This window comes from Acinetobacter sp. CAU_H_78 (assembly GCF_058599365.1).
Genome location: NZ_CM178652.1, coordinates 214,865 through 234,081 on the forward strand (window position 1 = coordinate 214,865; position 19,217 = coordinate 234,081).

The following is a 19,217-nucleotide window of genomic DNA, read 5'->3' on the forward strand; positions in this document are numbered from 1 at the left end:
TAAAAAATCAAACTTCCTGTTGGGACAGCAGCATCTCCCGTTTCACCTGATCAGAGATTTTTGTTATGGATTTAGTTTCTCGGATACAGCGCTTGCCGATCGGCAAGTTCCACTACACTCTTTTATGGGTGATTGGTCTTGGCTGGATGTTTGATGCCATGGATACGGGATTGATTTCCTTTATTCTGGCGAAAATGGCTGAAGACTGGCAGATGAGCGCTGACCAGAAAAGCTGGGTGGTTTCGATCGGTTTTATCGGTATGGCGATTGGGGCGATTTTCTCAGGTGGACTCGCAGATCGCTGGGGACGTAAAACGGTATTTGCCAGTACGCTGGTGGTTTATAGTCTGGCGACTGCTGCCTGTGCCTTTGCGCCGAATCTGACCTGGTTACTGGTATTCCGTTTTATTGTCGGTCTGGGATTAGGGGGGCAGTTGCCGGTTGCGGTGACACTGGTCAGTGAATATATCCCGGCAAGGGTACGTGGTCGTTTCATTGTGCTGCTGGAAAGTTTCTGGGGCTTGGGCTGGTTGGTGGCTGCACTGGTGTCACGTTTTGTGATTCCTGATTTTGGCTGGCAAGCTGCATTCATGATTGGCGGGATACCGGCACTGTATGCCATCGTAATCTGGAAACTGGTGCCTGAGTCGGTGCCATATCTGATCAATCATGGCCGGGTAGATGAAGCGCAGGCTCTGGTTAAAAAGATTGAGCGCAAATGCGGCGTCGAAGTCATGGAAATCTTTGAAGTTAAACCCGTGGCTGCCAAGCAGAATATCTCGTTTACCCAGCTCTGGAGTGGTATTTTTGCCCGCCGCACCTTGATGCTGTGGCTGATCTGGTTTGGAATCGTTTTCTCCTACTATGGCATTTTTACCTGGTTACCCAGCCTTCTGGTCAAGGAAGGCTATACCATCGTGCAGTCTTTTGAATATGTCCTTGTTATGATTCTGGCGCAATTGCCAGGTTATATTGCGGCAGCATGGCTAGTTGAAAAACTCGGTCGTAAGGCGACTCTGGCTGGCTTTATTGGCATGTGTGCGATTTCAGCCTATTTCTTTGGCCAGTCCGGTAGTGTCACCGAGATCGTGATCTGGGGTTGTCTGATGTCCTTCTTTAATCTGGGGGCATGGGGCGTTCTTTATACCTATACCCCAGAACAGTATCCAACCAATATCCGTGCTTTTGGTTCAGGCTGGGCCGGTGCAATTGGTCGTATTGGCGGGATTGCTGCACCCTTTGCCGTAACCCATTTGATGGGGATGCCAAATGGTTTCAGTTATGTCTTTACCATGTTTACTGCAGTATTAATCGCAGTAGCTGTGGTCATTTTAGTCCTGGGTGAAGAGACCAAGGGCAAGACGCTAGAATCTATGGGTTTATAAGGTTGGTGATTTTTTAGTTGCTCAGCTGCTATAAAGTGGATATTTTTAGCCCATAAGACACGATTTGTCGCGCTGTGTAGTTTACTGCCCTTGTGCAGCACACAGCTGAGTCTTAGCATAAGAAACATTGATACAAAAACGAATTTTAGGATTATAGGTTGTTATGACAAGCCTTGCGCATCATGCGACAGAAAACCGTTCCGTAGCCGAATTTACCGAACAAGCTTATTTAAATTATGCCATGTACGTGATTATGGATCGTGCATTGCCACATATCAGTGACGGTTTGAAACCGGTACAGCGCCGTATTGTCTATGCCATGAGTGAACTGGGTCTAAAATGGACCAGCAAACCGAAAAAATCGGCACGTACTGTCGGGGATGTACTGGGTAAATACCATCCACATGGTGACTCGGCCTGTTACGAAGCTATGGTCCTGATGGCGCAGCCATTCAGTTATCGCTATCCATTTATTGAGGGACAGGGCAACTGGGGTTCACCGGATGATCCTAAATCTTTCGCGGCGATGCGTTATACCGAAGCCAAACTGTCGCAATATAGTGAACTGCTTTTATCCGAGCTGGGACAGGGCACTTGTGACTGGCAGGATAACTTTGATGGTTCGATGAAAGAACCGATTAACTTACCGGCACGTGTTCCGAATATCCTGTTAAATGGTACCACCGGGATTGCTGTGGGGATGGCGACTGATATTCCACCGCACAACTTGCGCGAAGTGGTGAAAGGTACTATCGCCCTGATCCGTAATCCGAACCTGACCGATGCCAAAATGGCAGAATACATTCCGGGACCGGATTTACCGACCAAAGCGGAAATCATTACGCCACCCTCCGAACTGCTTAAAATTCAGACGACAGGTCGTGGCAGTTACCGCATGCGTGCGGTATATACCATTGATAAAAATGAAATCGTGATTACTGAATTACCATATCAGGTATCAGGTTCAAAAATCATCAGCCAGATTGCGGATCAAATGCAGGCGAAAAAATTGCCATTGGTCACTGATGTTCGTGATGAATCCGACCATGAAAATCCAACACGTTTAGTGGTGGTATTGCGTTCGAACCGTATTGATGCTGAAGCGGTAATGAGCCACCTGTTTGCGACCACAGATCTGGAATCCAGCTATCGTGTCAATATGAACATGATTGGCGCGGATGGCCGTCCACAGGTGAAATCGATTCGTCGTATTCTGCTGGAATGGATCGAAATCCGTAAAACTACAGTGACTCGCCGTCTGCAATATCATCTGAACAAGATCGATAAACGCCTGCATATTCTCGGCGGTTTGATTATTGCTTACCTGAATATTGATGAAGTAATTCGGATTATTCGTGAGGAAGATCAGCCTAAACCGGTGTTGATGGAACGTTTTGGTATTGATGAGATTCAGGCCGAAGCCATTTTAGAACTCAAGCTGCGTCATCTGGCCAAGCTTGAAGAAATGGAACTGCGCCGCGAACAGGAAGAACTAGAAGCCAAAGCTGCCGTAATTCGTGAACAGTTGGCCAATCCTGAGTCTTTAAAAACCTTGATCATTAATGAGCTAAAAGAAGATGCCAAGAAATTTGGGGATGATCGCCGTTCTCCAATCGTACAACGTGCCGAAGCCGCTGCTATTGATGAAACTGAAATGCTGCCAGCGGATCCTGTAACGGTAGTATTGTCTGAAGCGGGCTGGATTCGCTGTGCTAAAGGGCATGAAGTGGATGCTGAAAATCTGAATTTCCGTGCGGGCGATCAGTATCTCAGTCATGCTCAAGGTAAATCTAATCAACGCGTCTATGTATTAGACGATAGTGGCCGTAGCTATGGCTTACCAATCAATAGCCTGCCATCGGCACGAGGACTTGGTGAACCATTGAGTTCAAAACTGTCTCCGGCAAGTGGGGTAGGCTTCAAGCAGGTGTTGGTCGCTGAAGATGATGCGGAAATCCTGGCAGTCAGCAGTAAAGGCTATGGATTTAAAACCCAGGCCAAGCAGCTGGATACCAATGCCAAAGCTGGTAAGTCTTTCCTGAATCTATCTGAAGGTGCACAGGTCATGAACCTGCAACCGCTGGAAGATGCAACTCATGTTGCACTACTCAGTTCAGCTGGCCGTCTGCTGATTGTTGATCTGTCGGAATTACCTGTACTCAATAAAGGTAAAGGTAATAAATTGATACAACTTGAAGATAAAGATCAAATTTTATCCATGACAATATTGAAACTTGATGAAATAATTCAAGTGCTTGCAGGACAGCAACAATTAAAACTTAAAGGGGATGACCTGCAAAAATATATTGGGAAACGAGGCTCTAAAGGAACCCTGTTACCACGTGGATATCAAAAAGCAAATAAACTGTTGATTCAAAGATAATACTAGCATCCATGAATCGAAATACGTTATATATGAGTAACGATTCGACAAATGGATACAATGTTGCACATATACAAGTCTAAAAAATGACGTGCAGCATTGAAAAAAACAGTTGAACTACTAAGGATTATGATTGGAGAGATTGGCATTATGGAAAAGATTTGGTTCGCTGAATACCAAAAAACAGGGATTCCAGAAACTGTAGAATTACCAGCAGAAAATACATCTCTGGTTGATATTTTTGAACGCAATTTCCAAAAATTTGGCTCACGTGATGCCTTTATCTTTATGGATAAGACTTTAACGTTCAATGAGTTGGAAGAAGCTAGTCGTAAATTCGCAGCATATTTACAAAGTTTGGGTCTGGCAAAAGGCACACGTGTTGCCGTAATGATGCCAAACGTTCTTCAGTATCCGGTCGTAGCATTGGGGGTGTTCCGCGCTGGTTTAGTGCTGGTAAATGTAAATCCACTGTATACATCACGTGAGCTTGAGCATCAGTTAAAAGATTCTGGCGCTGAAGTTCTGGTCATTATTGAGAACTTTGCCAGCGTTTATCAGTCAATTATTGGCAAAACGCCTGTGAAACACGTGGTTGTTGCTTCTGTGGGTGACATGCTGGGTGCTTTAAAAGGTACTTTGGTGAACTTTGTATTGCGTTCAGTACGTAAGCAGATTCCGGCATGGGATATTCCAGGTCACATCAAGTTCAATGCTGCACTGAACAAGGTAAATCCAAGCAACTATAAACGCCCTGAATTAACTTTAAGTGATACTGCTGTACTTCAGTACACAGGTGGTACTACTGGTGTTTCTAAAGGTGCTGAACTGACCCATCGTAACCTGGTTGCTAACCTGTTGCAGTGTGATGGTATCTTCCAGAGCAAATTCGGTGCACAAGATGGCCAGCCAGATGACCGTATTTTCTGTGCTTTACCGCTTTATCACATCTTTGCTTTCATGGTCTGTGCACTTTACGGCATGTATAAAGGTCAGGCCAACGTTCTGATTCCTAACCCGCGTGACCTGCCTGCGGTGATGAAAGAGTTACGTAAATACCAGCCAACATTCTTCCCTGCTGTAAACACGCTGTTTAATGCGCTTGTAAACAATGAAGAATTCAAGCAACTGGATCATAGCCGTTTAAAAATGGCGATGGGCGGTGGTATGGCGGTTCTGCCTTCTACTGCAGAAGCTTGGAAGAAAATTACCGGCACTAACATCATTGAAGGTTATGGCCTGTCTGAAACTTCTCCAGTGGCAACTGCAAACCCACCAGCATCTGAAGAATTCAGCGGTACGATTGGTATTCCGTTGCCTTCAACTGAAGTTGCTATTCTGGATGATGACGGTAATGAAGTTGCACTCGGTGAACAGGGTGAAATCTCAATCCGTGGTCCTCAGGTGATGAAAGGCTATTGGAACCGTCCGGATGAAACCGATAAAGTGATGGTGAATGGCTTCTTCCGTACTGGTGATATCGGTGTAATGGATTCACGTGGTTATATCAAAATCGTTGACCGTAAGAAAGACATGATTCTGGTCTCTGGCTTCAACGTTTATCCTTCTGAAATTGAAGAAGTCGTTGCAAAACATCCGAAAGTACTGGAAGTGGCTGCAATTGGTGTACCAGATGAAAAATCAGGTGAAGTGCCAAAACTGTTCGTTGTGAAGAAAGATCCTTCATTGACGACTGAAGAAGTTCTGGCATTTGCGAAAGAAAACCTGACCGGTTATAAACGCCCACGTTATGTTGAATTTATGGATGAATTACCGAAATCTAACGTAGGTAAAATCCTGCGTAAAGACCTACGTAAGACTGCATAAATCCTGCAATAAAAAAGCGCCTGAGGGCGCTTTTTTTTAATTCTATTTTTTCATTAGCCAGCGGTCAAAGTAAGGACGTCCTACACCGATCACACCCAAGAAAATAAACATGGTACCAAACTGGCGGTTAAATCCTCTCAAATTAAAACTGCCGTAACTGAGAATATTATCTATGAGGCAATAGATGATGATCGCGACTACCCAGTGCCAGATCGGCATACGCTTGATGCCTACCGCATAGAAGGCAATCCATAAGATGGCAAAGGTAAAGAGGGGAGACCAGATATTCATATTGGCACAAATGACGGCCATCAGAAATGCAACAATCGGCAATACGATTTTTAATACGCGATCCACTTGACGTTGATGCTGGCGCTGTTTCTCGAGGACATCGAACATTTCATTTTGATCAGGGCTGACCATAGTGAATCCTTAATCATTTATAAAAACACTCTATTTAACAAAATTTATTCACGAAACGCCATGCTATGATAGACATAAAAATTCTCAAGAGAAAAATCAGATGCATAGCATTAGTGGGGTTATCTATCTCATTTTGGCAGCTTGTCTTTTACCTTATGTTTTTACCTTGATTGCTAAAAAATCGGCAGGGTTTCGTGCAAAAGACAATCAGAATCCGCGGGCATTTTTAGAACAGTCTACAGGCCTGGCCAGTCGTGCCAATGCCGCTCAGCAGAACAGCTTTGAAAGCTTACCACTCTTTATCGCCTCGATTCTGATGGCAGAATATATGGTCGTTTCACAAAGTCTGGTGATGACCTTTGGGATTGCCTATCTGGTTTTTCGGGTCATCTATGGGATCTGTTATCTGGCGAACTGGTCGACCTTACGTTCAATTGTCTGGCTGTTGTCCTTATTATGTCCAATAACTTTACTGCTATTGATTATCAAGATCTCTTAAGCCAAAAATAAAGACAGGCCGAGATATTTACAGTTCGATATTTTAAAATCAAAAAAAATCTGTAAAAACCGTTATAATTGTCGCGGTTTTTAAAAGATATAACTTGTTAAAGAGTGATGCTATGAGCTACAGCAATATCCCAGCGGGTAAAGATGCGCCAAACGACATCTATGTAATTATCGAAATTCCTGCAAATGCAGCACCAATCAAATATGAAATCGATAAAGATTCTGATGCATTATTTGTAGACCGTTTCATGGGTACAGCAATGTTCTACCCAGCAAACTATGGTTATGTACCAAATACACTTTCTCTAGATGGCGACCCTCTAGACGTATTGGTGGTAACTCCACATCCAGTAGAGCCAGGTTCTGTAATTCGTTGCCGTCCTGTCGGTAAACTAAACATGGAAGATGACGGTGGTGTTGATGCGAAACTGGTTGCAGTTCCACACGACAAACTGACTCCGATCTACAAAGATGTTCAAGAATATACTGATCTTCCTCCATTACTGATCAGCCAAATCGAACACTTCTTCCAGCATTACAAAGACTTGGAACCAGGCAAATGGGTTAAGTTAAGTGGTTGGGAAGGTGCTGATGTTGCGAAACAAGAAGTACTCAGCTCAATTGCAGCTTATGCAGAAGCAAATAAATAATTCATTTGCTTTTCAGTTTAAGTCTTTAACTTTTTAAAGCTTAAACAAAAAAACCTGCACATTGTGCAGGTTTTTTATTATGGCTTGAAATTCGAGTGAATTAGAATAATTTCACAGGAATATCTAACCAGATACGCCATTCGTTGGTGTCACCAATGTAGTTAGATTGGTAATCATTGCTTGCACGGTAGTAAGAGTGACGTAAACGCAAGCTTGCATCTTTAGCAAAACCAGATTGAACAGTGTATTTCACCTGGTTAAAGAATTCACGTTCATGAGCATCGCTAGTCGCTAACACTGAACGATCGCCTTCAGGGTCTGCTGGTACATCAATATCCCAACCATATACAAATGCTGAAGTCCAAGATAGACCAGGAACATTTACAGCACCGAAGTCAAATGTGTATTGAAGTTGTGCTGATTTTTCATTATTACCAATGAAGTCAGACAGGTATGAGTTTGGTAGATAAATTGTTTGATGACCATCACCTACACCGCGACCCAAACCATAGTCATAGCCTGTGTTACCAGTATTTTGTTGGTAAGCCACCATGACATTGTGCGGACCAGTATTGTAAGTAGTAGAAATAGCCCAGATATTGTTGCTTAAGTTACTTAAGTCATTTGTGGTATGAGAATAAGTATATGCACCACCGTCAGCTTTTTTATCCCATTCAGTATGATAGCCACTGAAATCATGAGTTAAAGTGCCGCCATTGGCTACTGCATAGCTATAATTCGCATTCACATAATGACGGTCTAAACGGTCTTTAATATCTGTACCATAGTAAGAAGCGTTTAAAGCATCGCTAAATTTATATTTTGCGCCCCAAACAACCGCACGATCCAGCTCGTTACCATCAGAGTCGATTTGGTCTGAATATTGGTTTTTAGTAAATTTACCAGCTGTTAATGACAGGTTATCAATTTCATTACTAGTAACTAATACACCTTCAAAGTATTCAGGAACGAGACGTGCAGTATTTGATGCCAATACAGGAAGATCTAAAACTTGGGTACCATATACAGCAGTGGTATTAGATACACGAGCTTTCACATAAGCACCACCACGCGCCCAATGATCATAAGTATCGCCAGCGCCTTTAACGTAATCACCTTTAGCATTGAAACCATTTTCACGAGGAATCATGCCATTACCGGCATTTTTGTTGTTTCCTAGTTTGAAAGAAGCATCACCGATGATCCCGGCACCAAAACCGACTACACCTTGAGTAAAGCCAGAATCCAGTTTCACGATTGCAGTTTGTGCAGCTGAACTTGTATCTGCTACGCCATTTTTCTTATCACGAGATAAATAACCAGTACGGAAAAGTACAGATCCTTCTGCGTCTTCTACAAAACCTTTAGACTCACTTTGCTCGCTAGCAAAAGCGGTTGAGATCAATGCAGCCTGAATTAAAACTGCCAATGTTAATTTTTTTGTGTTTTGCATTGGGAGAGAGCCTTATACAAATTGATGGAAATTTTTAGGAATTGTATAAGATTCGCTGAATAAATGTCATTTTTATTTACGATATTCCACTAAAGTCGAGGGATTTTTTTTAATCTAAAGTAAATAATAGTAAGATATCTAACAGTATAAATCCTGACCATATAGTAAAAAAACAAATAAAAACAAAGATGTTTTTTAAATATAAATTCTCTGAAGGATTTGACTCATGAGTGCATCAATAATATTTAAAATTAAAATTCTTAGAATGAAAAAGTTAAGTATTCAAAATCTTCATTTTCTGTATCAGACTCTTCATTAATAATTTCTTAAAAGTAGAAATTTGTTATAAATTATTGAATTTTAATATATAAATACTTAATTTAAATATTTATAAATCCAAAAATGCGCAGAGATTGCCGAATAATAAAAAGTCATTCTATGAGAGTCACTTTTTGTTGCTTAGCACTATTTTGAACTTTTTAATCCAGAAATTTCTGAGTTTGGGCAAGAATCAAAAACTCGAATAGAGTAATCTGCTTCTTTACCTTTTATTTCTGCACCTTTTTTTAGCACAAAATTTAATCAAAGCGAAAATAGTTTCAAAATGGCGCAACTTGTAAATGATTATGTATAAGGGCGAAAAAAGAAAATAAATCTTTGAAAAAGGACCAATGTTAAAAAGAACCTATCAAAGTGCTTTTTTTAAAAATTTAAATATAATTTAAAAACAAATACCTAGTGATTTATTTTATTTATATTCATCAGATTTCCGTTGTTTTATTCCAGATTGGCATAGCTCTTGCAAATTTCGAACTTGAGTTTAATCAATATCATAAAAACGTCTCAGACGATCTGGGGGAGTCATACAATGAAATCAACATTAAAAGTATTATCTTTTGCTTTACTAGGTGCTGCATCTTCTTTCACTTTCGCGGATGAACCAGCTGCTGAACATTCAGTTTCTGGAAATATCAGTGTACTTTCAAGCTATAACCTGCGTGGGATTACCAACACACCTGAAAATAGCGGAGCTACTTTACAAGGTGGACTTGACTATAATCATGCCTCTGGCTTCTATGCAGGTTGGTGGGGCTCTACCTTAGATTATTCTTTGGTTGAGGAAGGCCGTGATGCTTTTGAAAATAATTTCTATGCAGGCTATAGCCATTCGGTAAATGAAGATTTGGGTTTAACGATCGGTACGACTTACTATTATTATTATGAATCTGATGAAGAAACGAATGGATTTGAGCTGTTATTGGGTCTGAGCTATAAAGATTTAGGTATTACAGCACAAACTCTTCTTGAAGATACGACTTGGGGGAATGCAGGGGATACTTATATCAAAGGTACTTATAGCTATGCACTGCCGAATGACTTTAGCTTAGACACCGCTTTAGGTTTATATGCTTATGAAAAGTCAGGTGACTATGTAGAAGAGACCAGTGAAAGCTTTGGTTTCCGTCATTTTGATATCGGTTTAAGCAAACCTCTTGCAGATACTGGTGTTACTGCAAGCATCAATTACATCATCGGTGGTTATGATCGTATGGATGTGAAACAAAAGAACAAAGTAGTATTCGGATTAGGTTATAGCTTCTAATTTTCTCTGAATAAAAAAGGCGACTTTAGGTCGCCTTTTTTATTGTTTAAATGTGCTGCCCGCGATAAGACAAGGCTTCTGATAAATGCCCAGTCTGAATATCTGGACTTTGGTTAAGATCGGCAATGGTTCGGGCAACACGCAAAATCCGATGATAGCCTCGTGCTGATAAATTCAGTTTCTGCTGAGCCAGTTCAATCATTTTCTGAGCTGGTGGATCGAGAGGGGCATATTGTTCCAGTTGTTTCGGACTAAGACTCATGTTTAAGGCGTTTTGCCGTTCGATCTGAATATTATAGGCGCTGATCACACGCTGTCTGACGGTTTCAGAGTTTTCGACGGGTTTATTGTCCTGTAACTCCTGTGCCTGTAAAGGTGGTACGTCAATATGCAGGTCAATCCGATCCAGTAATGGACCAGAAATCCGGTTCTGATAACGCTTGATGCTTTCAGGTGAACATTGACAGCGGCTGTCCTGATTAAATGCATAACCGCATGGACAAGGATTCATGGCTGCCACCAGTTGAAAATTGGCTGGAAAAGTAATTTGCCGGGAAGCACGTGAGATTACAATTTCTTTGGACTCAAGCGGCTGACGTAATACTTCTAAAACCTTGCGGTCAAACTCAGGCAGTTCGTCTAGAAATAAAACGCCCAAATGTGCCAGTGTGATCTCTCCAGGTTTAGGATGTGAGCCACCGCCGACCAGTGCAATGGCAGACGCAGTATGATGCGGTGCCCGAAATGGCCGCTGGCCAAAGGGATGATTGGCATTGGCAATTGAATAGATGCTAGCAACTTCCAGATTTTCCTGAGTATTTAAGGGAGGTAAAATACTGGCGAGGCGCGATGCTAATAAGGTTTTACCTGTACCAGGTGGGCCGCGGAACAGCAGGGAATGGCCACCTGCAGCTGCAATTTCCAAGGCACGTCGTGGTCGCAATTGTCCTTTCACATCCGCAAGATCAAATTTATAAAAAGAGTGCTGATCTAATGGGCTGGTCTTAAACGGGGGCAAGGTTTCTGCTTGAGCCAGATGTGCACAGACTTCCTGTAAATGATTGGCAGCAAATACCTGAAAATCCGGAAGCTGAGAGGCTTCCTGAGCATTCGGACTAGGCAAGATCAGTTGATGCTGTGCCTGCTGGCAGGCAATTGCAATACTCAGGATTCCTGTTACTGGCCGCAATTGACCATCTAGGGCGAGTTCACCAATAAACTCAAGGTTATCTGTGCAATTTTCTGGAAGCTGTCCTGAGGCCACTAAAATTCCTAGCGCAATCGGCAAGTCCAAACGTGAGCCATCTTTAGGTAGATCGGCAGGTGCCAGATTAATGGTCAGGCGTTTGGTCGGAAACTGAAAGCCACTATTCAGAATAGCTGATCGAACCCGATCCTTACTTTCCCTGACTGCGGCTTCAGGAAGCCCCACAATGGTGAGGGAAGGCATGCCAGAACTGACATGAACTTCGACTTCAATTAAAGGTGCATGCAGGCCTAACAGGCCTCGCGTATAAATTTTGGCAAAAGACATATTGTTGTTCCAATATAGTGCATTATTTTTATTGTTCTCGTGTCTTTTGTGCACTGTAGTTGTGCTTATTTTTTAATCGAGACTTTTTCTTCTAGCTCTTCGACTTGTTTTAGTAAATCATTTAAACGCTGATTGGCATTATTTAGGGCAGTACGTTGACGTTCGAGCTCTTCTTTAGACACTAAATCCATTTTACTGACGGCTTCATTGAGCAGGGCACGCAGGTTGTGCTCCAGATCCTTTTTAGGTTGTTCAACTTGCTGCAAAATTGCTTGTAACAGGGTTTCAATCATAATCTGATCCATCGCCATATAAATGCGCGGACAGTGTAGCATTGCTGCAAGAGTGACTGACAGTATTTCAGATAAAATATAGGCTGCTTCGATTAGTAATATTGTAAAAATCCACATAAAAAATATCCAATTTGTGCAGATTCCAATACGTTATAAGTATAAAATAAAAGAGCAAGAAACATCGTGCCGGGCTTTCTAATTTCCCCCGACCTTAGGAATCTTGGCATGAAATTTGAACATAAAACCTTACTGGTGAAATAAGCCGAAGGAAAACAAACATGAAGCTCGTAACTGCAATTGTAAAACCTTTCAAATTGGATGATGTGCGTGAAGCATTATCTGAAATTGGTGTTCAAGGCATCACTGTGACTGAAGTCAAAGGCTTTGGTCGTCAAAAAGGCCATACTGAACTTTATCGTGGCGCTGAATACGTTGTAGATTTCCTACCGAAAGTCAAAATTGAAATCGCAATCAGCGATGAAATGGTTGATTCGGTAATTGAATCAATTACTCGTGTTGCAAGCACTGGCAAAATCGGTGACGGAAAAATTTTCGTAACTAACTTAGAACAAGTCATCCGTATTCGTACCGGTGAAACAGGTGCAGACGCTGTTTAATTTGGCACGAAGTTTGCTGAGTACCTAATAACTCACAAAAAACATGGTTGGGGGATACGAATGAAAAAAATGCTAATGGCGTTCGGCTTGTCCAGCGCTCTTTTAGGTGGTTCTGTTGCGTGGGCTGAAGAGGCCGTAACAGCACCAACACCTACTGAAGAAGTCGCACTCGTTGCAGAGACTGGTGATACTTCACTTACAACAACAGACACAACTACAGCAGAGATTGCTGAAGTGGCGCCAGCTGAACCAGCAGCGCTTACAGAAGAAGAAGCTACTCTCGATACTGGCGATACAGCCTGGATTCTCACTTCAACTGCTCTTGTATTACTGATGACCATTCCAGGTTTAGCCCTATTCTATGGCGGTATGGTCCGTAAGAAAAACGTGCTGGCAACAATGGCACACAGTTTTGTTGCTGCAGCCGTAGTCAGTATTGCCTGGGTCGTAATTGGTTATACATTGGCCTTTGGTGAAGGAAATGCCTTTATCGGCAGTCTGGACAAGCTCATGCTGGCTGGGATAACCACCGATGCACTTTCAGGCACAATTCCTGAAATCCTGTTCGTGATCTTCCAAATGACGTTTGCCATCATTACGGTTGCCATCATCAGCGGTTCAATTGCGGAACGTATGAAGTTTGGTGCTTTCGTGGCATTCATTACACTCTGGGTGATTCTGGTTTATGCGCCAATTACTCACTGGGTATGGGGTGGCGGCTGGTTAGGCAACGACGGTGCGCTTGACTTTGCTGGTGGTACAGTCGTTCACATCAACTCAGGTGTAGCGGGTCTGGTTGCAGCCTACATGCTTGGTAAACGTATGGGCCTTGGCCGTGAATCAATGGCGCCACATAATCTGACTTTAACTGTAGTCGGTGCAAGCTTACTTTGGGTAGGCTGGTTCGGCTTCAACGGTGGTTCAGCATTGGGTGCAAATGGTTCTGCGGGTTATGCGCTGATCGTAACTCAAGTTGCAGCAGCGGCAGCAGCGATCTCTTGGTTAATTACTGAAAAAGTGGTACGTGGTAAAGCCTCTGTATTAGGTGGTGCATCTGGTGCAGTAGCAGGTCTGGTGGTGATTACTCCAGCAGCTGGTTTCGTTACTGTCGGTGGTGCACTGGCAATGGGTCTGATCGGTGGTGTGGTATGTTTCTGGGGTATTACTGCTCTGAAACGCGCACTGAAAGCCGATGATTCTCTAGATGCCTTTGGTCTGCATGGTGTAGGTGGTATCGTTGGTGCGATTCTGACAGCATTCTTTGCCAGCGAATTCATCATGGGTGATGCTGCTCCAGCAAATGTAATGAGCCAACTTTGGGTTCAGGTTGAAGGTGTACTTGCAACCATCGCTTACTCTGCAGTATTGACTTTCGTGATTCTTAAAGTGATCGATCTGATCATCGGTATCCGTGTTTCTTCTGATGATGAACGCATGGGTCTGGACTTGAGCCAACACGGCGAACGCGTAGAATAATCTGCTAAAACAATAATCAATATATTGTGTAAAACAGCCCATCTGGGCTGTTTTTTTTCTATATATTGCGTAAAACTCTACAAAGTTTAGAATTTTTGCTACACTCGGAAATCATCAGGATTTGTTCAATTAAACCGCTATGCATTGCCCATTTTGCAATACACCAGACAGTAAAGTGATTGATTCACGCCTGGCCGCTGAAGGTTGCCAGATTCGCCGCCGTCGTGAATGCGTCAGTTGTAATGAACGCTTTACCACCTTTGAAAGTTATGAAGTGGTGATGCCGCGTGTCATCAAATCTGATGGCAAGAATGAACCCTTTGATGAAGCCAAATTACGCCGTTCCCTGATGCATGCCTTGCAGAAACGTCCTGTGACGCAGGAACAGATTGAAACGGTGCTGAGTGATATCCAGTTGCAGATTCGCCGTCTGGGTGAGCGTGATGTGAAATCACGTACCATTGGTGAAATTGTCATGCAATCTCTATTTGCACTTGATCATGTCGCTTATGTCCGTTTTGCTTCGGTCTATCAGGATTTTCAGGATGTCGAGGCTTTTCGTCGTCAAATTGAACAGATGCAGCAACGTGGCGAATTTCAAGAATAAGCATGTCTGAACTCAATCAAGATCAAGTCTGGATGCGCCGTGCCATCGAACTGGCACGTCAGGGACAGTATTCCACTAAACCGAATCCGAATGTCGGCTGTGTCATTGTCAAAGATGGCGTGATTGTCGGTGAAGGTTTCCATCCTAAAGCTGGTCAGCCACATGCTGAAGTCTTTGCCATGCGTCAGGCTGGAGATCAGGCGCGCGGTGCAACAGCTTATGTGACCTTGGAACCTTGTGCACATTATGGTCGTACACCACCGTGTGCCAAAGGTCTGGTCGAAGCAGGCGTAGCCAAAGTGATTGTGGCTTGCCCTGATCCGAATCCACTGGTGGCTGGAAAAGGCATGCAGATCCTGAAAGATGCCGGTATTGAAGTGGAAGTTGGCATCTGTGAAGATGAAGCGCATCCACTGAATTATGGCTTTCTGAAAGCCATGGCGACTAGGATGCCTTATGTACGACTGAAAATTGCATCAAGTTTAGATGGCCGTACCGCAATGGCATCGGGTGAATCAAAATGGATTACTGGTGTAGAGGCCCGACAGGATGTACAGCATTGGCGTGCGATTTCTGGCGCCGTAATTACTGGTATAGATACGGTATTGGCAGATGACTGCCAGCTCAATGTACGCAATCTAAATGACGTGGATGACCTCAGTACCATCGTTCAGCCCAAACGGATTATTCTGGATCGCCAGGGGCGTTTGCCACTCACTGCCAAGCTCTTGAAAAATCCAGAAACGATAATGGTGATGGGGCCTTATCGTCAGGAGCTGGCTGAGTTGGGTGTGATCCAACTCGAAATTCAGCCTTTAAAAGAATTATTACAGCAACTGGTTCAGCAGCATCAGATTTATGAGGTGCTGGTTGAGTCAGGCGCGACCTTATCTACCGCATTTTTACAGGCAGGACTGGTGGATGAACTCATCAGTTATGTTGCACCGACCTTATTGGGGCAAACTGCGCGTAGTATGTTCAATGCAGAATTTAGCCGAATGGCAGAACAACTTCGATTCAAGTTGCAGGACGTGACCCGTTTGGGTGACGACGTGCGCTTCAGGTTAATTCCTTCTCAAGAGACACTATGAATTCAGAGTCTACGGTTTATCACAAACGTCGCCATGCGGCACGTACCACAGATGAATATCTTTTCCATCAATTGGTTCCTTATTTGGGGAACAAACGCCGTTTACTACATTTAATTCTGGAAGCACTTGAGAGCACGGGAACCTTAAAACGTGAAGATGGCCGTGCGCCGATATTTGCCGATTTCTTTGCCGGTTCTGGTGTGGTATCACGTTTAGCACGTCAAAATGGCTATCGTGTCATTGCCAATGACTGGGAACCCTATAGCCATGCGCTGAATCATGCAGTTCTGGCATGCACTGATGCACCTGCATTTAAAGAACTGGGTGGCTATCAGAAAGCGATCGACTATCTAAACCGTCTGCCTGAAGTCAAAGGCTGGGTGACGCATAACCTGTGTCCACGCAATGACGAAATCTATGATCCGACCCGTGACCGTTTGTTCTTCAAGCGCCGTAATGGCATGCGTATTGATGCGATCCGTCAGCAGATTGCCACCTGGCAAGCGCAAGGTGCGATTGATGACGTGGAAATGAGTGCCTTGCTGGCACCATTACTTTATTCAGCCAGTTTTGTCAGCAATACCTCAGGCGTATTTAAAAGTTTCCACCATGGTTGGGGCGGTAAAACCCAGACTGCACTAGAACGTATTGAATCTTTACTTTGGTTAACGCCAAGCCGTTTCTGTGAAGATGCTAAGCACCAAGGGCCTGCCGCAGAAATGTGGTGTGTCGATGCCCAGCATCTGGCCAATCAGATGAGTGGTTTTGAAGTCGATGTGGCTTATCTGGATCCACCGTATAACCAGCATGCCTATAGCAGTAACTATCATGTGCTGAATGCTTTAACACTTTGGGATCAGGTCGATTTACCAAGTCCGGATACCAAAGGCTTCAAGAGCGGGATTGACCGTGCTTGGCGTAAAGAACGTCCAAGTCAGTACAACTCGTCCAAGCATGCCAAAGAGGCCTATGAAACCTTGTTGGCGACCATTAATGCGCGTTTTATCCTGACCAGTTATTCGACTGATGGTAATATCAGTGCCACAGATTTGCTGCAGGCTAACCTGAAACGTGGCCGTGTAACTTTGCTCACTCAGGACGTACCGCGTTATCGTGTCAGCAAACAGCGCCAGTCTGAACGTGCACGTGTACTGGAATTTATTGTAATTACCGACACACATGCCAAGTCAGGTCCGCCAATCCGTCAGTTACTGAGCCAGTTGCATCATTATGCCGAGCTGGGCGGTGTGGATACGACCGGGGTGAGTACCCAATTGGCCTTGTGGTAAGCGCAGAGAAAAAGGAAATAAAGATGTTTACAGGTATTATTGAAAGTCTGGGCAAGGTCGAGAGCCTGCAAAGCGTTGGCGGTGATGTGCGTTTACGTATCCAGACGGATCTGGATATGTCTGATGTACATCTAGGCGATTCAATTGCCACCAATGGCATCTGTCTGACCGTAATTGACTGGGGTGAGAACTGGTATGCTGCAGACGTATCACGTGAAAGCCTGGACCGGACTACACTGGCTAACTGGAAAGTCGGCCAACCTGTAAATGTCGAAAAGGCGATGCTGCCCACTACACGTTTTGGTGGACATATTGTTTCTGGTCATGTCGATGCTGTGGGTGAAATTACGGTGGTACGTTCCGATGCCCGTTCCATCTACTTTGAAGTGACTGCACCAAAAGAAATTGCCAAATATCTGGCAGAGAAGGGCTCTATAACAGTAGATGGTATCAGCCTGACCATCAATCACTTACGTGGAAATATCCTTAGTCTGAATCTGATTCCGCATACAGCCGAACGTACCAATATTAGCACTTGGAAATTAGGTACTAAAGTCAATCTGGAAGTAGATGTGTTGGCGCGTTATATCGAGCGGTTATTACTGGGTGACAAGGCCGCAGAAACTACAGAACAGTCTAAAATCAGCATGGAATTCTTAGCCGAAAATGGTTTTTTGAAATAAATCCGCTGCGCAATTACCAGACAGTCTAATTGAAAAATTAGACTGTCTTTTTATTTTTCGGGATAATACGTAGCTCAACTCGCGATTTTAGCCCCAGTGGACAGGTCGAATGCTCGATTTTTTACTTCATCTTGAACAGTCTTTACCCTTATTGCTGGAGCAGTATGGGGTGTGGATCTATGCAATTTTGTTCCTGGTGATTTTTGCAGAAACAGGTTCGCCATTTTTCTTTTTTTTGCCCGGTGACAGTCTGTTGATTGCTGTCGGTGCGCTGTGTTCCAGCTCTGACCTGATTACCTTGCACTCTATGGGTTTATTGCTGCTGATTGCTTCGATTCTGGGTTATACCGTGAATTATTATTCGGGCAGGGTGCTCGGATTAAAGTATTTCAATGAACATTCACGGTTTTTCAAACCCGAATATATGGTCAAAACCAATCATTATTTTATGAAACATGGTGGCAAGACGATCTTAATTGCGCGTTTTATTCCTTTTGTACGTTCCTTCGGCCCTTTTGCGGCAGGTTCTGGCCATATGAGCTTTGCGACTTTCAGTTTTTATAATGTGACCGGGGGAATTCTCTGGATCAGCACTTTGCTTGGGACAGGCTATCTGCTTGGCAATACCGCATTTTTACTGGCTGACTTGTTTTAATTTTAAAGTGAATTTTATAGTTAGATAAAATGAGTTTAAATAAGGCAAGCAGGGGTTAAGGCTGAAAAATAAAAAGACTCTTTCAGCCAACTGACTATCAACTTTACTCAGCCAGATCAGAATTTTTCAGAATATAGTCAATTTCTTCTTTAGCTGCAGCGTGTAATTTCTCACGCAGTGCATTGATGGTTTGTTCAATCACAGTTTCTGCTTCGAGTTCCAGACGTAACCGTAAGCTTTCCAGCTCAGACAAAATCTGGGTATCGTCGATATTTAAGCGACCTTTGGCAAAGTCGAGCACCTGATCCGGATTTTTCTGATAGCGTGCGGCATAATCCTGAACTTCAGTATCCAGCATATGACGCATTTCAGCCAGCTTCTGAGTTTGCTCGGCAAATTTTCGCTCTTCATCACGGCGTAGCTGTTCGGCATAGGCCTGTTCTTCAGCACGTTTTTCGGCTAAGGCTTTTTCAAGCGCTAATTGTCTACGAATGCGTGCTTCTTCAATCAGTTCAGCCTTGCGCTGTGCATACGCTGCTTCAATTTTACGCTCAGACTCTTTCTGTAACTGCTGGTCGCGGACCAGCCATTCTTCTACAGCGGTTTCAGGCTTAAGTACTTCACAGATGCGCGAGAGGTCATCGATAAAGGTCTGACGTACAGCCTCAGGCGTGTTTAACCAGCGCTGTTTAAAATCTGGACCTACATTTAATGCCACTTGCATCTCCTTGTTCACGTGAT

The 19,217-nt window shown here is 43.6% G+C and carries 18 protein-coding genes; 13 read left to right on the top strand and 5 right to left on the bottom strand.

What is annotated here, in order from left to right; translation table 11 throughout:
* Positions 1–65: 65 nt before the first annotated feature.
* From niaP to AC4MCD_RS01025, 3 genes are all read left to right on the top strand, one after another.
* Entirely contained in the window at positions 66–1,385 is a 1,320-nt protein-coding gene (gene niaP, locus AC4MCD_RS01015; protein WP_491876418.1) for a niacin transporter NiaP, read from the top strand.
* A gap of 163 nt (positions 1,386–1,548) precedes the next feature.
* On the top strand, positions 1,549–3,768 hold the full coding sequence (parC, locus tag AC4MCD_RS01020) for a DNA topoisomerase IV subunit A (protein WP_491876419.1): 2,220 nt from the start codon (positions 1,549–1,551) through the stop codon (positions 3,766–3,768).
* 150 nt (positions 3,769–3,918) lie between these two features.
* Complete coding sequence (locus AC4MCD_RS01025; RefSeq protein ID WP_180011317.1) at positions 3,919–5,595, top strand: long-chain-fatty-acid--CoA ligase; 1,677 nt, start codon at positions 3,919–3,921, stop codon at positions 5,593–5,595.
* A gap of 42 nt (positions 5,596–5,637) precedes the next feature.
* On the opposite strand, the gene AC4MCD_RS01030 is transcribed toward AC4MCD_RS01025, so the two are convergent.
* The gene (locus tag AC4MCD_RS01030) at positions 5,638–6,018 is read right to left on the bottom strand and encodes a hypothetical protein (RefSeq protein WP_419363911.1); all 381 of its coding nucleotides are present in this window, start codon (positions 6,016–6,018) and stop codon (positions 5,638–5,640) included.
* Positions 6,019–6,118: 100 nt separating this feature from the next.
* Between AC4MCD_RS01030 and AC4MCD_RS01035 the strand changes: the two genes are divergently transcribed.
* The gene (locus AC4MCD_RS01035) at positions 6,119–6,517 is read left to right on the top strand and encodes an MAPEG family protein (RefSeq protein ID WP_034703876.1); all 399 of its coding nucleotides are present in this window, start codon (positions 6,119–6,121) and stop codon (positions 6,515–6,517) included.
* Positions 6,518–6,638: 121 nt separating this feature from the next.
* Entirely contained in the window at positions 6,639–7,175 is a 537-nt protein-coding gene (ppa, locus tag AC4MCD_RS01040) for an inorganic diphosphatase (protein ID WP_005233448.1), read from the top strand.
* Between the two features lie 100 nt (positions 7,176–7,275).
* Here ppa and AC4MCD_RS01045 read toward each other — a convergent pair whose 3' ends face one another.
* Positions 7,276–8,628 carry an OprD family outer membrane porin gene (locus AC4MCD_RS01045; protein WP_491876420.1) on the bottom strand — a complete coding sequence of 451 codons (1,353 nt, stop codon included), beginning with the start codon at positions 8,626–8,628 and terminating at the stop codon, positions 7,276–7,278.
* Between the two features lie 868 nt (positions 8,629–9,496).
* On the opposite strand from AC4MCD_RS01045, the gene AC4MCD_RS01050 reads away from it, so the two are divergent.
* Positions 9,497–10,231: a TorF family putative porin gene (locus AC4MCD_RS01050; RefSeq protein ID WP_340834076.1), complete on the top strand. Its 735-nt coding sequence runs from the start codon at positions 9,497–9,499 to the stop codon at positions 10,229–10,231.
* Between the two features lie 46 nt (positions 10,232–10,277).
* Here the strand turns inward: AC4MCD_RS01050 and AC4MCD_RS01055 are convergent, their stop codons facing one another.
* Positions 10,278–11,765 carry a YifB family Mg chelatase-like AAA ATPase gene (locus AC4MCD_RS01055; protein ID WP_491876421.1) on the bottom strand — a complete coding sequence of 496 codons (1,488 nt, stop codon included), beginning with the start codon at positions 11,763–11,765 and terminating at the stop codon, positions 10,278–10,280.
* Positions 11,766–11,830: 65 nt separating this feature from the next.
* On the bottom strand, positions 11,831–12,058 hold the full coding sequence (locus AC4MCD_RS01060) for an accessory factor UbiK family protein (protein WP_491876827.1): 228 nt from the start codon (positions 12,056–12,058) through the stop codon (positions 11,831–11,833).
* Positions 12,059–12,336: 278 nt separating this feature from the next.
* Between AC4MCD_RS01060 and glnK the strand changes: the two genes are divergently transcribed.
* The 7 genes from glnK (at position 12,337) to AC4MCD_RS01095 (ending at position 18,476) form a co-directional block, all read left to right on the top strand.
* Positions 12,337–12,675: a P-II family nitrogen regulator gene (gene glnK / locus AC4MCD_RS01065; RefSeq protein ID WP_004650081.1), complete on the top strand. Its 339-nt coding sequence runs from the start codon at positions 12,337–12,339 to the stop codon at positions 12,673–12,675.
* Positions 12,676–12,735: 60 nt separating this feature from the next.
* The gene (locus AC4MCD_RS01070; protein ID WP_491876422.1) at positions 12,736–14,151 is read left to right on the top strand and encodes an ammonium transporter; all 1,416 of its coding nucleotides are present in this window, start codon (positions 12,736–12,738) and stop codon (positions 14,149–14,151) included.
* Positions 14,152–14,290: 139 nt separating this feature from the next.
* The gene (nrdR, locus tag AC4MCD_RS01075; RefSeq protein ID WP_004787309.1) at positions 14,291–14,758 is read left to right on the top strand and encodes a transcriptional regulator NrdR; all 468 of its coding nucleotides are present in this window, start codon (positions 14,291–14,293) and stop codon (positions 14,756–14,758) included.
* A gap of 2 nt (positions 14,759–14,760) precedes the next feature.
* The gene (gene ribD / locus AC4MCD_RS01080) at positions 14,761–15,849 is read left to right on the top strand and encodes a bifunctional diaminohydroxyphosphoribosylaminopyrimidine deaminase/5-amino-6-(5-phosphoribosylamino)uracil reductase RibD (protein ID WP_419374565.1); all 1,089 of its coding nucleotides are present in this window, start codon (positions 14,761–14,763) and stop codon (positions 15,847–15,849) included.
* Complete coding sequence (locus AC4MCD_RS01085) at positions 15,846–17,138, top strand: DNA adenine methylase (protein ID WP_419363923.1); 1,293 nt, start codon at positions 15,846–15,848, stop codon at positions 17,136–17,138. Before ribD ends, AC4MCD_RS01085 begins: the two co-directional genes overlap by 4 nt.
* Positions 17,139–17,161: 23 nt before the next feature.
* Positions 17,162–17,821 (top strand): riboflavin synthase, encoded by a 660-nt coding sequence (locus AC4MCD_RS01090; protein ID WP_166136489.1) that lies wholly within the window; start codon positions 17,162–17,164, stop codon positions 17,819–17,821.
* Between the two features lie 109 nt (positions 17,822–17,930).
* Positions 17,931–18,476, top strand: coding sequence for a VTT domain-containing protein (locus tag AC4MCD_RS01095; protein ID WP_180053831.1), 546 nt, complete (start codon positions 17,931–17,933; stop codon positions 18,474–18,476).
* A gap of 103 nt (positions 18,477–18,579) precedes the next feature.
* Here the strand turns inward: AC4MCD_RS01095 and blhA are convergent, their stop codons facing one another.
* Positions 18,580–19,194: a cell division protein BlhA gene (gene blhA, locus AC4MCD_RS01100; RefSeq protein ID WP_491876423.1), complete on the bottom strand. Its 615-nt coding sequence runs from the start codon at positions 19,192–19,194 to the stop codon at positions 18,580–18,582.
* Between the last annotated feature and the right edge of the window lie 23 nt (positions 19,195–19,217).